We start from the raw sequence: 19,017 nt of genomic DNA, 5'->3' as shown, positions 1-19,017 counted from the left end.
CATCTCGCACGGAGACCACCATGGCTACCATCCAGCTTCAAGTTACGGGCATGAAATGCGGCGGCTGCGAAAACACCGTCGTCAAGACCGTGGCCGCGCTAGCCGGCGTCACCTCGGTCACGGCCTCGCACAAGGAAAACCGTGTCGATGTCGAATACGATCCAGACCGGATCGATCCCGATGCCATCCGCAAGGCGATTGCCGGCCAGGGATACACGGTCGCCTGAGCCATTCCGGCGCGGCGGCGAAACATGCGCCGGGAATATTGATTTTCAAGGCGGAATGCCTTCCAATAGCCGGCCACCGCGTGAACCTTGGCGGTGCCTGTGCCTTCGCCGGACATCCATCCCGAGTGTCCGATCCGCATCGGCTACCCGTGCAGCAGGGCGACATTGAATGAGGGCGGCCCCCTAAGTACAGAATTCGGAAGGTGATGGAATGAAAACGCCGGTGCACGTCGCGGTCACGGGAGCCGCGGGACAGATCGCCTATTCCCTGCTGTTCCGGATCGCCGTGGGCGATCTGTTCGGGCCGCATCAGCCGGTCATCCTGAAACTGCTCGACGTTCCCTCGGCCGAGCGTGTCCTGGAGGGCGTGGCCATGGAGCTGGACGACTGCGCCTCGCCGCTCCTTCAAGAAATCGAGGTGTCCAGTGATCCCGCCGAGGTTTTCGACGGCGCCGAGGCCGTCTTCATGCTCGGCGCCACACCGCGCGGCCCCGGCATGGAAAGACGGGACCTGCTGCAGGTGAATGCGGACATCTTTTCGGCCCAGGGGCGCGCGCTGAACGAATCGGCCAGCCGCCGGGTGAAGATTCTGGTCGTGGGCAACCCGGCCAATACCAATGCCCTGATCGCGCAGCGCAACGCGCCGGACCTCGCCCCGGGATGCTTCTCCGCCATGACCCGGCTCGACCACAACCGGGCCACCAGCCTGCTGGCCAGACATTGCGGCTGCAACGTCGCGGAAATCTCCCGGGTCGTCATCTGGGGAAATCACTCGCCCACCCAATACCCCGATCTCCATCACGCCCGGGTCAAGGGCAAACCGGCGCTGTCCCTGGTGGATCCAGCCTGGTACGTGGAAACATTCATCCCCACGGTGCAGCAGCGGGGGGCATCGGTCATAGCGATCCGGGGCAAATCCAGTGCTGCGTCGGCAGCCAACGCGGCGCTGGACCACATGCGGAGCTGGTTTCTGGGAACGCCGAAAGACGACTGGGTCAGCATGACCGTCAGCAGCGACGGCAGCTACGGAATCGCCGAAGGACTGATGTTCTCTTTCCCGGTCACCATCGAAAACGGCCGTTTCCGGATCGTGCAGGACCTGCCGCTCGATACCTTCAGCCGCGAACGGCTGCGGCTCACCGAGGTGGAACTTCTGGAGGAGCGCGCCATGGTGAGCCACCTCCTCTGAGGCGGACTCACGACGCTTCCGCCGCCCGCGCTTCCAGCGCCTCCCAGCGCCGATACCCTTCCTCCAAGGATGCCTGCAGGGTCTCCAGCTCCTGCAGAACCCGTTTGATTTCAGCGGCATCGCGGCGATAGAAATCCGGCTCGTTCACCCGGGCCGTCAGCTCCGCCTGCCGGCTTTCCCAGTTTTCGATCGCCGCTGGAAGACTCTCGAGCTCCCGCTGCTCCTTGTAGCTGAGGCGCGTGCGCGAACCGGCGGGCTTCGGCGCGGACGGCCTGACGGCAGCCGGCTGAGCCACCGGCGTCTGCTCGACCCCGGAGGGACGCTGGACCAACCAGTCGGAATAACCGCCGACGTATTCGGCGACCACGCCATCGCCTTCGAACACCCAGACACTGGTCACCACGTTGTCCACGAATGCCCGGTCATGACTGACCAGGAGCACCGTGCCCTCGAACTCACCCAGCAGCTCTTCCAGCAGCTCCAGTGTTTCCAGGTCGAGGTCGTTGGTGGGCTCGTCCAGCACCAGGATGTTACAAGGCTGGCTGAACAGGCGGGCCAGCAGCACCCGGTTCTTCTCCCCGCCGGAGAGACTGCGCACGGGTGTGCGGGCGCGTTCCGGGGAAAACAGGAAATTGCCGAGGTAGGACATGACGTGGATCTGCTGGCCATTCAGGCTGATCCATTCTTTGCCGTCGCCTACCGCCTCGACGATGGTCTGGTCGGGATCGAGCTGGGCGCGCAACTGATCGAAATAAGCGACCTTGAGATGGGTGCCGGTCCTGACCGTTCCCGCATCGGGCTGCAGCTCCCCCAGCAGCAGCCTCAGCAGGGTCGACTTGCCGGCACCGTTCGGGCCGATGAGGCCCACCCGGTCGCCGCGCAGCACCAGAGCGGAAAAATCCTTGACCACCGGCACACCACCGAAGGCGATGGAGAGATGTTCGATCTCGAACACCAGCTTACCGCTGCGCTCGGCCTGTTCCAGCTCGAGCCTGGCGATACCCTGCCGCGAGCGGCGCTCTGCACGCTCGCTGCGCATCCGCTTCAGCGCCCGCACCCGGCCTTCGTTGCGGGTCCGCCTCGCCTTGATGCCCTGGCGGATCCATGCCTCCTCGATCGCCAGCTTGCGGTCGAACTCGGCATTGCGCTTCTCTTCTTCCTCCAGCGCCGCCGCCTTCTTCGCCAGGTAGTCCCGGTAATCACCGGGCCAGGAGGTCAGCTTGCCGCGGTCCAGATCGACGATGCGGGTGGCCACCCGCTGCAGGAAGGCGCGGTCATGGGTGATGAGCACGACGGCGCCGGCGAACTGGAGCAGCTGCTGCTCCAACCAGACGATGGTTTCGAGGTCGAGATGGTTGGTGGGCTCGTCCAAGAGCAGCAGATCCGGCTCGATGACCAGGGCGCGGGCCAGCGCGACCCGGCGTTGCCAGCCCCCGGACAACCCTTCGACCGGTTTTTCACCCGGCAGAGCGAGACGGCCGAGCACGAATTCCACCCGCCGGCGCAGACTCCAGCCATCTGCGGCTTCCAGCGCCTGCTGCAAGACGCCGAGCCGGTCCAGACAAGAGGTGTCACCGTCCGCGAGCCGTTCGGACAGGTGGTGGTATTCGGCGATCCGCCGGCCGGTCTCGCCCAGACCATCGGCCACGGCGTCGTAGATCGTCGCGGAGGCCGGCAGCGCCGGCATCTGCTCGAGGAAGCCGATCCGCAGCCCGGGCTGCTGCCAGACTTCGCCGCCGTCGGGCGTGAGCTGCCCCGCCAGGACTTTCAGCAGAGTCGACTTACCTTCGCCGTTGCGGCCGATGATACCGATCCGCTCGCCCGGATCGACCTGAAAATGGGCAGCTTCGAGCAGGGGTTTGACGCCGAAGGCGATACCGACATCCGAGAGTCGAACGAGAGGCATGACAGCGATTGTGCGAAGGAGGAAAGACCGCCTAGTATAACCGCCCACCATTCCGTCAGGAGGTTTCCGCCCCCATGCCCTTCTCCCGCCCCAGCGAAGACAATGCATTTCTGGCCGACCACATCGCTCTCCTGCGCCGCAGCTTCCGCCACTGCACCGGAAGGGATCTGGTGCCCGCCCGCATGACCGCCCCGGAAGCGGCGCGCTACTTGTTCCGGGCGCCACTGGCGCTGCTTTCGCACGACACCGCTCCTGATCCCATTTTCAACTACGCCAACGAGACGGCAATGGCGCTGTTCGGCCTGAATTGGGAGGAAATCACCGCCCTGCCTTCCCGGCTCTCCGCCGAGGCCGGTGATCAGGAAGGGCGGGAGGCGCTATTGGCAAGAGTGGAGGCGCAAGGCTATGTCGACGGCTATTCCGGCGTCCGGATCAGCCGTCAGGGACGCAGGTTCCGCATCCAGGATGCCGTGGTCTGGAACCTGCTCGACGAGCTGGGCGCCCCGGCCGGACAGGCGGCGATGTTCGAGCACTGGCAGTGGCTATAGACCTCGTTGTCAGCAAACGGATGCCTCGGCTCCCGTCAGGCCGTGCCGGGCATCGCGGCTTTTTTCGACGGGAATGAGCCGAAAGGGGGGCTTTCCGCAGCCCCCGGGGGCCTTCCCTTCGGTTATACCATGTCCCCGCGCGGCGTTTCGTCACCGGATCTCATGGATCGATCATTGTTTCGGAAACCGAAGCGGCCCTCCCGCCGCTTCGGCCTTTCGCCCTGCGAATCAGGTCATGACGCTGGGCTGGGCCATGCCCGTGCGCTTTTTGACCTGGCACAGATCCTCGGCGATCGCGATCAAGTCCGCCAGCGCCTCCTGGGTCGGCAGATTGTGCAGGTTCGGATCACGCTCGTAGCGCTCCATGTAAACGCGCAGGGTGGCGCCCTCGGTGCCGGTCCCCGAGAGGCGGAACACGATACGGGACGAATTGTCGAAGGCGATCCGGATACCCTGGTGCTCACTGACGCTGCCGTCGACCGGGTCGACGTAGCGGAAGTCGTCGGCCAGCGTCACCCGGTAGTCACCGAAGGCGCGGCCGGGAAGCTCGGCCAGCAGATCCTGCAGACGCCCCATGATCCCCTCGGCTACGGGCACCTCGATGCCTTCATAATCGTGCCGCGAATAATAATCACGCCCGAACCGGCGCCAGTGGTCGGCCACGATGGCGGCCACCGACTGCTTGCGCAGGGCGATCAGATTCAGCCAGAACAACACGGCCCACAGGCCGTCCTTTTCCCGGACGTGGTCGGAGCCGGTGCCGAAACTCTCCTCGCCGCACAACGTGATCCTGCGGGCATCGAGCAGATTGCCGAAAAACTTCCAGCCGGTCGGCGTCTCGTAGCACTCGATCCCCATCGCCGCCGCCACCCTGTCGACCGCGCGGCCGGTGGGCATGGACCGGGCCACGCCGCGCAAGCCATCCTTGTAACCCGGCACCAGATGGGCGTTGGCTGCGAGGATCGCCAGGCTGTCACTGGGCGTGACGAAACAGTTGGCACCCATGATCATGTTGCGGTCGCCGTCACCGTCGGAGGCAGCCCCCAGGGTCGGCGGCCGGCCGCTGTACATCACCGCCGCCAGCTCACGGGCGTGCACCAGGTTCGGATCGGGATGGCCGCCGCCGAAATCCTCCAGCGGCACGGCGTTGACCACCGATCCAGGCGCCGCGCTGAGCGTCTCTTCGAGGATGCGCTTCGCATAAGGGCCGGTGACCGCATGCATCGCATCGAAGCGCAGGGTCAGCGCGCCGGAGCGGAAACCCGAGCGGATCAACCCGAAATCGAACAGGTGCTCCATCAGCTCGGCATAATCGGCCACCGGATCGATGACTTCGATCTCCATGTCACCGATGCGGGAGCGGCCCGGGGTGTCGATGTCCAGATCAGGAGCGGACACGATGCGGTAGGCATCGATGACCCGGCTGCGCTGGTACACCCGGTCGGTGAAACTCTCCGGGGCGGGACCGCCGTTGGCGACGTTGAACTTGATGCCGAAGTCTTCCTCCGGACCGCCGGGATTGTGACTGGCCGACAGCACGAAACCGCCCAGTGCCCTGTGTTTACGGATTACGCAGGAGGCCGCCGGTGTCGACAGCAAGCCCCCCCGCCCCACCAGAACCCGCCCCACGCCATTGGCGGCCGCCATGCGCAGGATGATCTGGATCGCCTGGCGGTTGAAATAGCGGCCATCGCCCCCCACCACCAGAGTGGCGCCGTCTGCCGTTTCAACGGTATCGAATACCGACTGGACGAAATTTTCGAGATAGTTCCCCTGGAGAAAAACCTTCACCTTCTTGCGTAGACCCGAGGTGCCCGGTTTCTGGTCCGGATAGGGCGTCGTTTTGCGGATTTCCACTGCCATCGTGATGTTTTTTGACCTTTCAATTCGGAATTGTTGTTATTACCGGCCGCCAAGGCATTCTCCGGGAACGCGAAACACATTTCGATTCCTGAGCTTTTTCGCTAGTATTCTACCGTCTGCTTCACAGAGGAGAACAGAAAAGGTGTTCAAGCGTTTTCATCCATCGATGCTTTTCCTGTTACTGTCATCGGTCGCCCCTGCGGCGCAGAGCGAAAATCCGGATCCCTGGCTGCTGGTGGAAACCAAGCCCCACGTCCTGAAGGTGATGCAGGGCGACACGCCGGTGGAGGTGTTCACCAAGATCGCCATCGGGCAGCACGGTGCGGGCGTGGACAAACGCCGCAACGACAACAAGACGCCGCTGGGCGAATACCGCATCGGCTGGATCAACGAAAACAGCAAGTTCCACCGTTTCTTCGGACTGACCTACCCGAATCCCGAGATCGCCAAGCGCGGCTTCATCCGCGGTCTCATCGACGAGCAGCTGGTGCGGCACATCCTCCGTGCCCATCTGGTGGAAGCGACTCCGCCTCAGGATACCCCACTGGGCGGACAGATCGGCATACACGGTGTCGGCGCCGGCAACCGGCAGGTGCACGAGATGTTCGACTGGACCCACGGCTGTGTCGCCCTGACCAACGAACAGATCGACCAGCTTACCCCATGGGTCAGAAAAGGCACCCTGGTAGTCATTCGTTGATACGAATGCAAGACCCGGAAAAACTCAAAAAACACTGGAAAGGCTCGCGATTTCGCGGCAAACTACGCCGCGGGATCACTCCCTCCGGAATGGATACTTGTGTAGTAAATTTCGTTCACCGCAAAAGAAGGAAAGCGACATGATGAAAGCAACCAAGTTCGCAGTGGTTCTGATGGCCGCCGGTCTGACCGTCGGGTGCGCTTCGAAGTCTGACATCACCAACCTGCAGACCCAGATCGACGGTCTGAAGGCCGAGCAGGCTTCCATCAAGAGCACGGCTGACGAGGCTCTTTCCGCTGCTCAGGCAGCTGAATCCAAGGCCGGTGCCGCAGAAGCCGCTGCTCGCCGTGCTGCAGCCGCAGCAGAAGAAACCAACAGCAAGCTGGACCGCATGTTCAAGAAGTCGATGATGAAATAATCATCGATGTCCTGAAGACATACGACCGAATAAAACCCCGGCGGCGTCCGCTTCCGGGGTTTTGTCATGCCCGCAGGGAATGCGAGCGGATGCGTCGCGCCTTTACGGATTCAACTGCCGGCTCAGGCCGACATAATCGGCCAACGACAACTCCTCGGCACGTGCGCCGGGATCGATTCCGGCACGGACCATCGCGGTTTCATCCAGTAATCCCTTGAGCGCATTCCGCAGCGTCTTCCGGCGCTGACCGAACGCTGCCACGACCACCGCCGACACCCGCTTCACCATTCCCGCATCCGGCGGAACCGCATGCGGCACCAGCCGCACCACCGCCGATACCACCTTGGGCTGGGGGTGAAAGCACTCGGGCCCCACATCGAACAAATGCTGCGCCTGGCAATAGAGCGCGGCCATGACGCTCAACCGGCCGTACTGGTCGTCACCCGCCCCCGCGCACAGGCGGTCGACCACTTCTTTCTGCAGCATGAAGTGCATGTCTTCGATCACGTCGATCTGGTCGAACAAATGGAACAGCAGCGGGGTGGAGATGTTGTAGGGCAGATTGCCCACGACCCGGAGTTTCGCCCCGGTGGCGATGGTCCGAAGATCGAACTTCATGGCATCGCCCTCGTGAATCCGCAGCCGTCCGACACCGGCAAACCGCCGTTTCAGTGCCGCGACCAGATCGCGGTCCAGCTCGATCGCCTCCAGGCAGGCACCGGACTGCAGCAGTTCGCGGGTCAGCACCCCTTCGCCAGGGCCGATCTCCACCAGCCGGTCCGACGGGGCGGGGCCGACGGCCGCGACGATCTCCTGGATGACGCCGGGATCACGCAGAAAATTCTGGCCGAAACGCTTGCGCGGGACGTGTCTCACGGCGGCTCCGTCGGGCGGCCCGTCGCCATTTCCATCGCGACCCGGACGGCCTCCTCCAGGCTGCCGGTGTCGATCTGGCCGGTACCGGCCCGGTCCAGCGCCGTGCCATGGTCCACCGAGGTGCGGATAATGGGGAGCCCCAGGGTGATGTTCACAGCCCGGCTGAATCCCGCATATTTGAGCACCGGCAGCCCCTGGTCGTGATACATCGCCAACACCGCGTCGGCGCGATCGAGATTGTGAGGCAGAAACAGGGTGTCGGCCGGCAACGGCCCAGTCAGGTCCATCCCTTCCTGCCGCAGCCGCGCTAACACCGGCTCGATCACGGTGATCTCCTCGCCTCCCAGATGTCCTCCCTCGCCCGCATGCGGATTGAGCCCGCAGACCAGGATGCGCGGCCTCGGAAAACCGAAACGGCGGACCAGATCCTCGTGGAGGACCCCCAGCACCCCCGTCAGACGCTCGACGGTGATGGCCCGGCTCACCTCGGCCAAAGGCAGATGGGTGGTGGCCAGTGCCACCCGAAAACCTTCGGCCGCCAGCATCATCACCGGGCTGCCGCCGGTGATCCCGGCAATGAATTCGGTGTGACCGGTGAAGGCAATGCCGGCCTCATTGATGACCGACTTCTGCACCGGGGCCGTCACCAGCGCATCGTAATGCCCCGCCAGACAGGCTCGCGCCCCGTCGGCGATGGTTTCGAGCACGTAGGCGGCATTGGCCGGATCGAGCTTTCCGGGTGCGGTGCCCGGCTGCCGGCGGGTCGGCAGGACGTGCAGCACGCCCGGTTCATGCGGCGGCACGACATCGCCGGAGACGACCCGGCGCAGTTCGATGGGGACGCCGAGCAGGCGCGCCCGGCTTTCCAACAGATCGGGATCACCCAGCACAGTGATGCCGCAGGGGAACGGACGCCGGCTCAGCAGCACGCACAGGTCCGGACCGATACCGGCCGGCTCTCCGCTGGTCAGTAGCAAACGGGGAGGCATGAAAAACGCCGTTTCAACGCATGAAGGTTTCGGGCGAATCTTCACCGGCGGGCGCGTCTTCGCCCGGGGATGCCGGCGTCTCGTCGAGGCGGATTTCGACATAGGCCTCGTCGCGGATCTTCCGCAGCCACAGTTCCGTTTCCTCATCCACCTTGCGCTTGAACAGCTCATCGCGCGCCCGGTTTTTCAGCACCTCATTGGTGTCGCTCGACTCCTGCCGCTCGAGCACCTGGATCAGATGCCAGCCGAACTGGGTCTGGACAGGATCACTGAGCTGGTTTTCGTCCAGCGCGTTCATCGCCTCCTCGAACGGCGGCACCAGGGCGCCCGGCTTGACCCACCCCAGATCGCCGCCCTTGATCGCCGAGCCCTTGTCGTCGGAGTGGCCGCGCGCCAGCTCCGCGAAGTCGTCACCGTTCTCGATCCGGGTCTTCAGGGCCAGCAGTTTGTTCTTGGCATCCTCGTCCGACAGCACTTCGTTCGGCCTGATCAGGATGTGCCGGACGTGGGTCTTGGTCAGCTTGGCCTCGCCCACGCCCCGCATCGCCAACATCTTGACGATGTGGTAACCACCGGGACTGCGGATGGGATCGCTCACCTCACCGTCCTTCATGCCGCCCACCACCTCGGCGATATGGCTGGGAATCTCGCTGAGCTTGCGCCAGCCGAGATCGCCGCCTTCCAGCGCCTGCGGATCGTCCGAGTAGCGGATCGAAGCATCCTTGAAATCGAGGCCGGCCTTCAATTCCTTGACGACCCTGTCGGCCCGCTCCCTGGCTTTCTTGACCTCGTCCGGTGACGCTTCGCGCGGGGTGGCGATGAGAATGTGGCCCAGCCGATATTCGCGGTCCGCAACCGCCCCCGAACCGCCCTGAGCCTCCAGGTAATGCTCGACCTCCCGGTCGCTGATCTTGATCTGGTTGTTGATCTGGCTGGCGCGGAGCCGGCCCATGGCGATTTCGCTCCGCACCTGATCCAGGAAGTCGCCGTAATCGATGCCCTCCCGGGCGAGGGAACGGCGGAACTGATCGGGCGTGAGGTTGTTGCGCTGGGCGATCTGGCTCACCGCCATGCGCAAGGTATCGTCGTCCACCTGGATACCCATCTTTTCGGCCATCTGGATCTGGATCTTGTCGACGATCATGCGCTCGAGCACCTGCCGGACCAGGACCGAATCCGGCGGCAGGGAAGCGCGGCTGGCGCGGAGACTGCGTTTGATCTCGTCGACCTTGCGGACCAGCTCGCTCTCCAGGATGACACCGTCGTCCACCACGGCCACGATACGGTCGACGGCGGCATCCGCCATCGACCAGCAAACCACGGCAAACAGGGCGAGGGCGCCCAGCCACCGCCCTTTTCTGAAACTAGAAATCTTCATTCGGCATCCGGTAACCGTTGATGGCGCGATACAGGAAGCGGTCGACCTGATCACCCAGGCGGGTCAAACCCTTGAGTTCCATCTGGACGAAAATCGCGGTATTGGTCGTGGGAGCGTTGGATTGATTGACGCCGTTGAGATATTCACGGCCCAGCACCGTAAAGCGCCAGCAACAGGTTTCATGTTCGAGCCCGACCAGACTCTCGAGCGTCCGATTGTAGAGCAGCGAATACTGCCAGCGGCCGATCACATGCCAGTCCTTCAAGAAGGGGATACGGAAGGATATGTCCGTATTGTTGAGGGCCGTCGTGTTCTGACCTATCGTGGCTGCCTGTTCGATGGCCGGCTGGTTGGGAAGCGGCTCACGGTAACGGTAGCTCAGATTCATCAGGTTGTTCTGCCGGTCGTTGTATTGCAAGCCGACCGAACCGCGCTCGAAGCGGCCGGTATAAGGCGAGAGCTGGGCCTCCCCGCCGAGGAAGAAGGCCTCCGTCAGCCGGGTATCGACTTTCCCGATGACGTTGGCGTAACTCTTGTTGTAGTTTCCGTAGACGAACTGTCCCTGATCCGGCCCCAACACCACTCCCAGCGGGTTGGCACCGTAAGGATTGACCAGCGTCACCGAAGGGTCGGTGATGAAAAATACCTTGCCCAGACTCGCCGTCAGGCGCTCCCAGCCGGTGTCGCGGTCGATGAAACGGGAAGTCAGACCGAGTGTCACCTGATTCATGTCCGCCAGCCGGTCGGCGCCTGCGAAACGGTTGGTACGGAACAGCTGGTAATACGTGAAGTCGTAGTAATTGCTGTCGAAGATCGGATAGTCGTTCTGGTTGATCTTCGGCACATAGGTGTAGAACACGCGGGGTTCGAGCGTCTGCCGCAACGAGGCGGATCCCAGCTCGAAATCCCGGTCGAAAACCAGACCGCTGTCCACCGAGAAGATGGGAGCGACGCGATTCAGGCTGCTGCCAGTCCCCGCCGCCTGGTTCTGCAGCATATAGGTCGTGTTCTGCAAAGCGACGCTGGGAACGAGGAAACTGCCCGGGGACTGGATGGGATAGGAGATTTGCGGACGGATGTTCAGGCGCTGACCTTTGACGTTGTTGCCGCCGTGGCCGAAATTCACGACCTCTGCATTGGCCTGGAATCGGAACCCGGAATCGCCGATCTGCTCGTTGTAATTTCCCCGAAGGCTCGGCAGACGGTAATACGGGGTCTGTTCGGTAGGAATCGAGGGATCGATGTTCTGGTAATAGTCGCCCAGCAGCCGGACCGACCCGTTCGAATACGTGTAATCGGCATACGCTTGACTCTGGACGAAGGTATTAGAGACCAGCCCGAGCGTATTGTTCAGCTGGTTCAGATACTTGCTGTCGGAAACATAGTTCAAATCGACCAGGGTGAAGAGACTGTCGGTCCACCGCCCCATGGCATCGAAGCCGGCCTGGCCACGGGTCGTTTTCGTCTGACTGTCTTCCGGGATGACTTCCCCCAACAGGCGGATGCGCTGGTGCTCCGTCAGCCAGCGGAAGTCCCCGCCGAACAGCGGCCCGCGACTGGTCATCTCCCGCGCCTGCAGCGTCAGGTCGTAATCGGGCGCGAGATTGAAATAGTATGGGACCGAGAGGTTGAAACCGTTGACCTTCGACTGGCCGAAGGTCGGTGACAGAAATCCCGATTGCCGACGGTCGTCCACCGGGAAATCCATGTAAGGGGTATAGAATATCGGCACCCCCTTGAACTCCATCCAGGCATGGCTGGCATCCCCCCGCCCTGTCTCCTTGTCGATCGTGACTTCGTCGGCGTGCAGCATCCAGTCCGTATTGCCCGGCGGGCAGGTGGTATAGGTGGCGGTCTCATAGTGCGAATGGGTATCGCTGTCCATGTGCGCAACCCGGGCGACGCCGCGCGAAGGCATGGTCTCGACGATGAACTGACTGTTGCGCAGCACGCCCTTGTCTTCTTCCATCCGCATGAAGGCAGTGTCGCTCGCAAAGGCCAGTCCTTTTTCACGGTAGAACACACTGCCGCGGGCGTTCACGGTGTCGGCCTCGGTGTTGAGACTCAGGAAATCGCCCTTGACATGCTGGTCGTAACGTGTCACCTCAGCGTCGCCCGTGAAGGTCGCAACCTCCTGGTCGTCCATTTCGCCGTAATTGCCATGGACTTCCACCGGTGCCCGTTTACGGGCGAGCCGGTCTTTCGAGGTGAGAAGGAAATCCTTGGCGGCATCGGATTCGCGTTTTCCGCGGGCGCAGGTTCCCGCCCACGGGTTGCTCGGCATCATACCGAGCAGGCGGTCGAAGCGTTGTTCGTCGTATTCCGTGATCGTCGCCGCCTGAGCCCAGTCCTCGGGAGGCTCGCCCGCGGCACCGACCGGCCGCGCCACCCCCCGGGGGTCCGGCCCCACCAGATTGCAGTCCCAGCTCCTGCTCTCCTTCTGAGGTCTGCAGGTCCAACCGGCCGGTGCGCCCGGAGCATGAGCGGCGACGGACTGGGGCGAGGCGGCCTCCTTACGCACCGACACGGTACCGGAGGGGACGAAACGCGAAGCGGCCAGCGGCGTCTCCGGACGGGGCGCCCTGGCCGGAGGCGTCCCACCCGGCTCACCGGCGGATCCGCCTTCAGCGACCTGGGGCGCCGCTGTCGATTCCGCCTTTTCAGACTCCGCCGACTCGCTTTCCTCGTCCTCCTCGTCCTCGGTGGGACCGCCCGCCATCGTAGAGGGCGATGGCGGCGCGGCGGAAGGTACCGGCGGTGGCGGCCTGAGCCCGGTTCCGGCCACCGGCGCCGCCCCGGTCGGCGGAGAGACGGCGGTCGAAGGCGCGGCACGGTTGGACTGCGACAAAGCGGTCTCCCCCAGCGCCGTCGGCGGAGCCTTCGGCCCCGGGGCGGCGGGTGTGTCCGCACCTCCGTCCTTTCGCTTGGCTACGCACTCCCATTGCTTGTCGTCGGTGCTGCGGGCGCAATTCCAGTTGCCTACCGCGACGGCCGGTTGCTGCCAGCTTGCCGCCAGCGCCAGGAACACCGCGGTGCGCAGCGGGGCGGCCGCATGGGCGGCAGTGGGCGGGCCTTCCATGTCGGGGGAAGCCGGTCCCGGCCCGCGCACGGTCAAACCGTCACTCCAGTGACGGAGCCGGACCAGAAGGCATGAACGACGACGGAGAACCACCGGATCATGGATGCGGAAAAAGCGGGGGAGAGATGGTCCAGGAAATGCTTGTATCCAGCTCGACGGAACGGACAGCCATGCGACGCGCAAATCCTATATCATTAAGAACCATGAAAAATCGGATCATTGTAACCCAAGGTTTGCACATTTGATTAACTCTTCCGGCATTGCCACCGACGACCGTTCCGAAACGCTTCTGCACTGGCTTCCCACCGTCCTGGGCCGTATTCCCGACGACGTCCGGCCGATCTCGGGAGACGCCAGTTTTCGCCGTTATTTCCGGGTCAGCACCGGCGAGTCCAGTCTCATCGCGATGGACGCGCCGCCGGGCAGGGAAAAGCTCCGTCCTTTCATTCACGCCGCCGGGCTGCTGGAAAAAGCCGGGGTCAACGTTCCCCGCATCTTTGCCGTCGACGAGACGCGAGGCTTCCTGCTGATGTCCGATTTCGGCGACGTCAGCTACCTGCAGCAGCTGGCAGCGGGGGACACCGAAGCCCTCTACGCCGATGCGCTGGAAGCGCTGGTAAGGATGCAACGCGGAATCGACGCCGCCGGCTGTGGCCTGCCTGCCTACGACGAGACTCTGCTCCAGCGGGAACTGGAACTTTTCCCCGTATGGTTCCTCGCGGGACTGCTGGGACTGGAACTGAACGCGGCGGAGGAGTCGCTGTACCGGCGACTCTCCCTGAGCCTCACGGAATCGGCCCTGCAGCAGCCTGCCGTCGTGGTCCACCGCGACTTCCATTCCCGCAATCTCATGGTCACCGGCGAACGCAATCCCGGTGTACTCGACTTCCAGGACGCCGTCGTGGGCCCTGTCACCTACGACCTCGTGTCCCTGCTCCGGGACTGCTACATCGCCTGGCCCGAGGCCCGCGTCAGACGCTGGCTGGACGACTACCGGCAACGCTTCGCCGAGGGCGGAGCACACGCCGAGACCGACGGCGAAACCTTCCAGCGCTGGTTCGACTTGATGGGCCTGCAGCGCCATCTCAAGGCCATAGGCATCTTCGCCCGGCTGCATCTGCGCGACGGCAAGAGCGGCTACCTGCCGGACATTCCACGAACCCTCCGCTACGTCCTGGACGTCGCCGGCAGATACCCGGAGACGGCTGAATTCCGCCGTTTTCTCGACGTCCGGGTCTGCCCGTTCCTGAACGAGGCCGCCGCGTGAAAGCCATGATCCTCGCAGCAGGCCGCGGCGAGCGCCTGCGCCCCTTGACCGACCATACCCCGAAACCGCTCCTGCCCGCAGGCGGCCGCCCGCTGATCGAACATACCTTGGAAGCGCTGGTGCAGGCCGGATTCAAGGATATCGTCGTCAACCTCGCCCATCTCGGCTGGCAGATCCGCGAGCGGTTGGGCGACGGCGCGCGTTTCGGCGCCCGCATCCGCTATTCCGATGAAGGCGACCATGCGCTGGAAACCGCCGGTGGCATCCGCCAGGCCCTGGCGCTGCTCGGCCCGGCGCCGTTCATCGTCGTCAACGGCGACATCGGCACGGATTACGACTTCGCCCGCCTGCGCCGCGCACCGAGCGGCGACGCCCATCTCGTGCTGGTACCCAACCCGCCCCATCATCCGCAAGGCGATTTCGTACTGACGGAAGAGCAGGTGACACCTCCTGGCGACGGCGCCCGCACCTGGACGTTCGCCGGGATCGGTCTGTACCGCACGGAACTGTTCGCTTCGCTTCCGCCGGGCCGGGCCCCGCTGGCACCGCTGCTCAGACAGGCCATGGACGCCGGCCGTGTCAGCGGCGAGCTGCACCCGGGCTTCTGGCTCGACATCGGCACGGTGGAGCGGCTCAAAAGCTACGACCGCTGGCTCCACGAACGACGACCGGCACGGTCCGTGCTGGCCGTTTGACATGCGCAGCCCCGATCGGTAACGTTGAGTGTTTTTTCCGGATTCCAGATCGGCTTGCCACAACCGGTCCCGATTCGAGGCACACCCCCAGCCAGGCCCCAGGATGGAAGAATTTCAGCGTATCAAACGCCTGCCCCCCTATGTCTTCAACATCGTCAACGAGCTCAAGGCGAAGGAACGGGCGCAGGGCAAAGACGTCATTGATTTCGGCATGGGCAATCCGGACCAGCCCACGCCGCAGCACATCGTCGACAAACTGATCGAATCTTCGCGTAAAGGCACCAACCACCGTTATTCGGTATCCAAAGGCATTCCCCGTCTGCGGCGCGCCATCTGCCACTGGTACCTGAACCGCTACGGCGTCGAACTCGACCCGGACTCCCAGGCCATCGTGACGATCGGCTCGAAGGAAGGCCTGGCGCATCTGGCGCTCGCCACAGTGGGCCCGGGCGATGCCGTACTGGTGCCGAACCCGGCCTATCCGATCCACCCTTACGGCTTCGTCCTGGCCGGCGCCGACGTCCGCCACGTCCCCCTGTTGCCGGGCGTCGATTTCTTTGCGGAACTGGAAATGGCGATCAAGACTTCCTGGCCCAAGCCCAAGATGCTGGTCCTGAATTTCCCGGCCAATCCCACGGCGCAATGCGTGGATCTGGAATTTTTCGAGAAGGTCGTGGAAATCGCCCGTGAGTACAAGATCTGGGTGGTGCACGACCTGGCATATGCCGATCTGGTGTTCGATGGCTATGTCGCCCCTTCGATCCTGCAGGTACCGGGTGCGGAGGACATCGCCGTGGAGTTCTTCACGCTGTCCAAGAGCTATAACATGCCCGGCTGGCGGGTGGGCTTCATGTGCGGCAACCGCGAGCTGGTCTCGGCCTTGGGACGCATCAAGTCCTACCTGGACTACGGTACTTTCACGCCGATCCAGGTGGCCGCGATCACGGCCCTGGAAGGTCCGCAGGACTGTGTGGAGAACATCCGGCTGATGTACCAGAACCGCCGCGACGTCCTGTGCAAGGGCCTCAACGACATCGGCTGGCCGGTAGAGAAACCCAAGGGGACCATGTTCGTCTGGGCCAGGATTCCCGAACGGTACCAGAGCCTGGGTTCGCTGGAATTCGCCAAGAAGATGCTGCTCGACGCCCATGTCGCGGTTTCTCCCGGCATCGGCTTCGGCGAATTCGGCGACGACCACGTGCGCTTCGGACTGATCGAAAACGAGCACCGCACCCGCCAGGCCATCCGCGGCGTCCGCGATATGATGCGCAAGGACAACGCCGTATAATCCCTGCCTTTTCCCAAGTCTTGAGGAACGCAGCTTGAACCCGGTAAAAATCGGCATCCTCGGCCTCGGCACGGTCGGCGGCGGCACGGTCAACGTGTTGCGGCGCAATGCCGACGAAATCACCCGCCGCGCCGGCCGCGAGATCCAGGTCTGCCGCGCCTCGACCCGCGACCTGACGCGCTCCCGCATCTGCGACACCACCGGCATCGCCCTGACCGACGATCCCTACGAGATCGTCTCCGACCCCGACATCCAGATCGTGGTCGAGACCATCGGCGGCGAGACGCCGGCGCGGGATCTGGTCATGAAGGCGCTGGCAAACGGCAAGCACGTCGTCACCGCCAACAAGATGCTGATCGCCCTGCACGGCAACGAAATCTTCGCCGCCGCCCGCGAACGCGGCCTGATGGTCGCCTTCGAAGCCGCCGTGGCCGGGGGCATCCCCATCATCAAGACCATCCGCGAGGGACTGGCGGGCAACAAGGTCGAATGGCTGGCCGGCATCATCAACGGCACCAGCAACTTCATCCTCACCGAAATGTGGGAAAAGGGCCGCGACTTCGCCGACGTCCTGCAGGAAGCCCAGCGGCTGGGCTACGCCGAAGCCGATCCGACCTTCGACATCGAGGGGGTGGACGCCGCCCACAAGCTCACCATCCTGGCATCGATCGCCTTCGGCATCCCGCTCCAGTTCGGCAAGGTCTACATCGAGGGCATCACCGGCATCACCGCGGCCGACGTCAAATACGCCGAGGCACTGGGTTACCGCATCAAACTGCTCGGGATCGCCCGCCGCACCCCCAAGGGCATTGAACTGCGGGTCCACCCCACCTTGATTCCGGCGCGCCGGCTGATCGCCAACGTCAACGGTGTGATGAACGCCGTACTGATCAAGGGCGACGCCGTGGGGCCCACCCTGCACTACGGCGCGGGCGCCGGGGCCGAACCGACCGCCTCCGCGGTGGTCGCCGATATCGTCGACGTGGTCCGCACCCTGACCTCCGATCCCGAAAACCGGGTGCCACACCTGGCCTTCCAGCCCGCCGCGATCTCCGAGATCCCGATCCTGCCGATCGAAGCGATCGAGACCGCCTATTACCTGCGGCTCTCTGCCGAGGACAAGCCCGGGGTGCTGGCCGACGTGACCCGCATCCTCGCCGCCCACCACATCAGCATCGAAGCCGTGCTGCAGAAGGAGATGCCGGAGGGCGAGAGCCATCTGCCAGTGATCATGCTGACGCAGAAGGTCACCGAGCGCGAACTTAACGCCGCCGTGCGGGAAATCGAGGCGCTACCGACGATCAAGGGCGCGGTCAAACGCATCCGGCTCGAAACGCTGGGTTGACGATCACCCCGACCCGCTCGCGGGAGAGGGGGACAAAGAAACGCTTCGCGTTGTTTCACGTTGAGAAACCATGACCATGACGACACGCTACACCGGCCTCATCGAACGCTACCGAGACCGCCTCCCGGTCAGTGCGGAGACCCGCATCATCAGTCTGGGTGAAGGCGACACGCCGTTGATCCGTCTGGAAAACATCCCCCGCCTGCTGGGCAGGCGCGTCGAGCTCTACGTGAAGTACGAGGGGCTCAACCCGACCGGCTCGTTCAAGGACCGTGGCATGACCATGGCCGTCACCCGGGCGGTCGAGGAAGGCAGCCGCGCCATCATCTGCGCATCCACCGGCAACACCAGCGCCGCCGCTGCCGCCTATGCCGCCCGCGCCGGCATCACCGCCTTCGTACTGATCCCGGACGGCAAGATCGCCATGGGCAAGCTGGCCCAGGCCATGATGTACGGTTCGGTGGTGATCCAGATCAAGGGCAATTTCGACGACGGCATGCGGCTGGTCAAGGAAGTGGCCGGGGAAGCGCCCGTCACCATCGTCAACTCGATCAATCCCTACCGGCTGCAGGGCCAGAAGACCGCGGCCTTCGAGATCGTCGACGAACTCGGCCGGGCCCCGGACTACCACTGCCTGCCGGTCGGCAACGCCGGCAACATCACGGCGCATTGGATCGGCTACAGCGAATACGCCTGCGGCGGGCGCGACTGCGTGACCGAGGCCTGCGCCTTCTGCAGCGGCGAATGCCGTTTCGTGAGCGGCGGGCCGGTCTCGACCAGCCGGCCGAAGATGGTCGGCTATCAGGCCAGCGGCTCGGCGCCGTTCCTGCGCGGCCACATGGTGGACCATCCGGAGACGGTGGCAACCGCCATCCGCATCGGCCATCCGCAAAGCTGGGAGCAGGCCTGGCAGGTCAGCCGCGAATCCGGCGGCTGGTTCGACGAATGCAGCGACGAGGAGATCCTGGCCGCCCAGAAGCTGCTGACCGAACGCGAAGGCGTCTTCTGCGAGCCGGCCTCGGCGACTTCCCTGGCCGGCGCCCTGCGCGACATCCGGAGCGGCAAGATCCCCGAAGGCAGCACCGTGGTGCTGACCTTGACGGGCAACGGCCTCAAGGACCCCGATACCGCCATCGCCCAGTGCACCCAGAAGCCCGTCACCATCGAAGCCGAGCTGGACTCGGTCAAGCGCGCCATTCTCGACGCCCTCTGAATGGGCAAAACGCTGCTGACCCGACCGACGCCCAGC

At 64.0% G+C, this 19,017-nt stretch carries 16 protein-coding genes; 10 read left to right on the top strand and 6 right to left on the bottom strand.

Annotation, left to right across the window (positions count from 1 at the left end; translation table 11 throughout):
- The first annotated feature begins 20 nt into the window (after positions 1–20).
- Together H156_RS0115240 and H156_RS0115235 are read left to right on the top strand one after the other, a co-directional pair.
- Positions 21–227, top strand: a complete 207-nt coding sequence (locus H156_RS0115240) for a heavy-metal-associated domain-containing protein (protein ID WP_010959956.1) — start codon at positions 21–23, stop codon at positions 225–227.
- Between the two features lie 211 nt (positions 228–438).
- Positions 439–1,416, top strand: coding sequence for a malate dehydrogenase (locus H156_RS0115235; protein ID WP_010959955.1), 978 nt, complete (start codon positions 439–441; stop codon positions 1,414–1,416).
- Positions 1,417–1,423: 7 nt separating this feature from the next.
- On the opposite strand, the gene H156_RS0115230 is transcribed toward H156_RS0115235, so the two are convergent.
- The gene (locus H156_RS0115230) at positions 1,424–3,322 is read right to left on the bottom strand and encodes an ATP-binding cassette domain-containing protein (RefSeq protein WP_017365021.1); all 1,899 of its coding nucleotides are present in this window, start codon (positions 3,320–3,322) and stop codon (positions 1,424–1,426) included.
- Positions 3,323–3,396: 74 nt separating this feature from the next.
- Between H156_RS0115230 and H156_RS0115225 the strand changes: the two genes are divergently transcribed.
- Positions 3,397–3,870: an MEKHLA domain-containing protein gene (locus H156_RS0115225; RefSeq protein WP_010959953.1), complete on the top strand. Its 474-nt coding sequence runs from the start codon at positions 3,397–3,399 to the stop codon at positions 3,868–3,870.
- A gap of 228 nt (positions 3,871–4,098) precedes the next feature.
- On the opposite strand, the gene H156_RS0115220 is transcribed toward H156_RS0115225, so the two are convergent.
- Positions 4,099–5,733, bottom strand: coding sequence for an alpha-D-glucose phosphate-specific phosphoglucomutase (locus H156_RS0115220; protein WP_010959952.1), 1,635 nt, complete (start codon positions 5,731–5,733; stop codon positions 4,099–4,101).
- Between the two features lie 142 nt (positions 5,734–5,875).
- Between H156_RS0115220 and H156_RS0115215 the strand changes: the two genes are divergently transcribed.
- Both H156_RS0115215 and H156_RS0115210 read left to right on the top strand, forming a co-directional pair.
- Positions 5,876–6,433 carry a L,D-transpeptidase family protein gene (locus tag H156_RS0115215; RefSeq protein ID WP_017365020.1) on the top strand — a complete coding sequence of 186 codons (558 nt, stop codon included), beginning with the start codon at positions 5,876–5,878 and terminating at the stop codon, positions 6,431–6,433.
- 139 nt (positions 6,434–6,572) lie between these two features.
- Complete coding sequence (locus H156_RS0115210; RefSeq protein ID WP_026045896.1) at positions 6,573–6,851, top strand: Lpp/OprI family alanine-zipper lipoprotein; 279 nt, start codon at positions 6,573–6,575, stop codon at positions 6,849–6,851.
- 102 nt (positions 6,852–6,953) lie between these two features.
- Here the strand turns inward: H156_RS0115210 and rsmA are convergent, their stop codons facing one another.
- Genes rsmA through H156_RS0115190 form a run of 4 tightly spaced genes read right to left on the bottom strand, consistent with a single transcriptional unit; the run spans position 6,954 to position 13,203 of the window.
- Positions 6,954–7,727 (bottom strand): 16S rRNA (adenine(1518)-N(6)/adenine(1519)-N(6))-dimethyltransferase RsmA, encoded by a 774-nt coding sequence (rsmA, locus tag H156_RS0115205; protein WP_017365019.1) that lies wholly within the window; start codon positions 7,725–7,727, stop codon positions 6,954–6,956.
- Entirely contained in the window at positions 7,724–8,716 is a 993-nt protein-coding gene (gene pdxA, locus H156_RS0115200) for a 4-hydroxythreonine-4-phosphate dehydrogenase PdxA (protein WP_017365018.1), read from the bottom strand. Before pdxA ends, rsmA begins: the two co-directional genes overlap by 4 nt.
- Before the next feature lie 13 nt (positions 8,717–8,729).
- Positions 8,730–10,094 (bottom strand): peptidylprolyl isomerase, encoded by a 1,365-nt coding sequence (locus H156_RS0115195; RefSeq protein ID WP_010959947.1) that lies wholly within the window; start codon positions 10,092–10,094, stop codon positions 8,730–8,732.
- Positions 10,081–13,203, bottom strand: a complete 3,123-nt coding sequence (locus H156_RS0115190) for an LPS assembly protein LptD (protein WP_238536838.1) — start codon at positions 13,201–13,203, stop codon at positions 10,081–10,083. The genes H156_RS0115195 and H156_RS0115190 overlap by 14 nt, the downstream gene beginning before the upstream one ends.
- A gap of 211 nt (positions 13,204–13,414) precedes the next feature.
- Between H156_RS0115190 and H156_RS0115185 the strand changes: the two genes are divergently transcribed.
- The 5 genes from H156_RS0115185 to thrC all read left to right on the top strand — a co-directional run bounded on the left by H156_RS0115185 (position 13,415) and on the right by thrC (position 18,981).
- Positions 13,415–14,440 carry an aminoglycoside phosphotransferase family protein gene (locus H156_RS0115185; protein WP_017365016.1) on the top strand — a complete coding sequence of 342 codons (1,026 nt, stop codon included), beginning with the start codon at positions 13,415–13,417 and terminating at the stop codon, positions 14,438–14,440.
- Complete coding sequence (murU, locus tag H156_RS0115180) at positions 14,437–15,135, top strand: N-acetylmuramate alpha-1-phosphate uridylyltransferase MurU (protein ID WP_017365015.1); 699 nt, start codon at positions 14,437–14,439, stop codon at positions 15,133–15,135. The genes H156_RS0115185 and murU overlap by 4 nt, the downstream gene beginning before the upstream one ends.
- Before the next feature lie 103 nt (positions 15,136–15,238).
- Positions 15,239–16,423, top strand: a complete 1,185-nt coding sequence (gene alaC / locus H156_RS0115175) for an alanine transaminase (protein ID WP_010959943.1) — start codon at positions 15,239–15,241, stop codon at positions 16,421–16,423.
- Between the two features lie 34 nt (positions 16,424–16,457).
- Complete coding sequence (locus tag H156_RS0115170; RefSeq protein ID WP_010959942.1) at positions 16,458–17,768, top strand: homoserine dehydrogenase; 1,311 nt, start codon at positions 16,458–16,460, stop codon at positions 17,766–17,768.
- Positions 17,769–17,838: 70 nt separating this feature from the next.
- Positions 17,839–18,981 carry a threonine synthase gene (gene thrC, locus H156_RS0115165; protein ID WP_017365014.1) on the top strand — a complete coding sequence of 381 codons (1,143 nt, stop codon included), beginning with the start codon at positions 17,839–17,841 and terminating at the stop codon, positions 18,979–18,981.
- Positions 18,982–19,017: the final 36 nt, after the last annotated feature.

This window comes from Methylococcus capsulatus str. Texas = ATCC 19069 (assembly GCF_000424685.1).
GTDB lineage: Bacteria > Pseudomonadota > Gammaproteobacteria > Methylococcales > Methylococcaceae > Methylococcus > Methylococcus capsulatus.
This window is presented reverse-complemented; position numbering and strand designations above follow the sequence as displayed.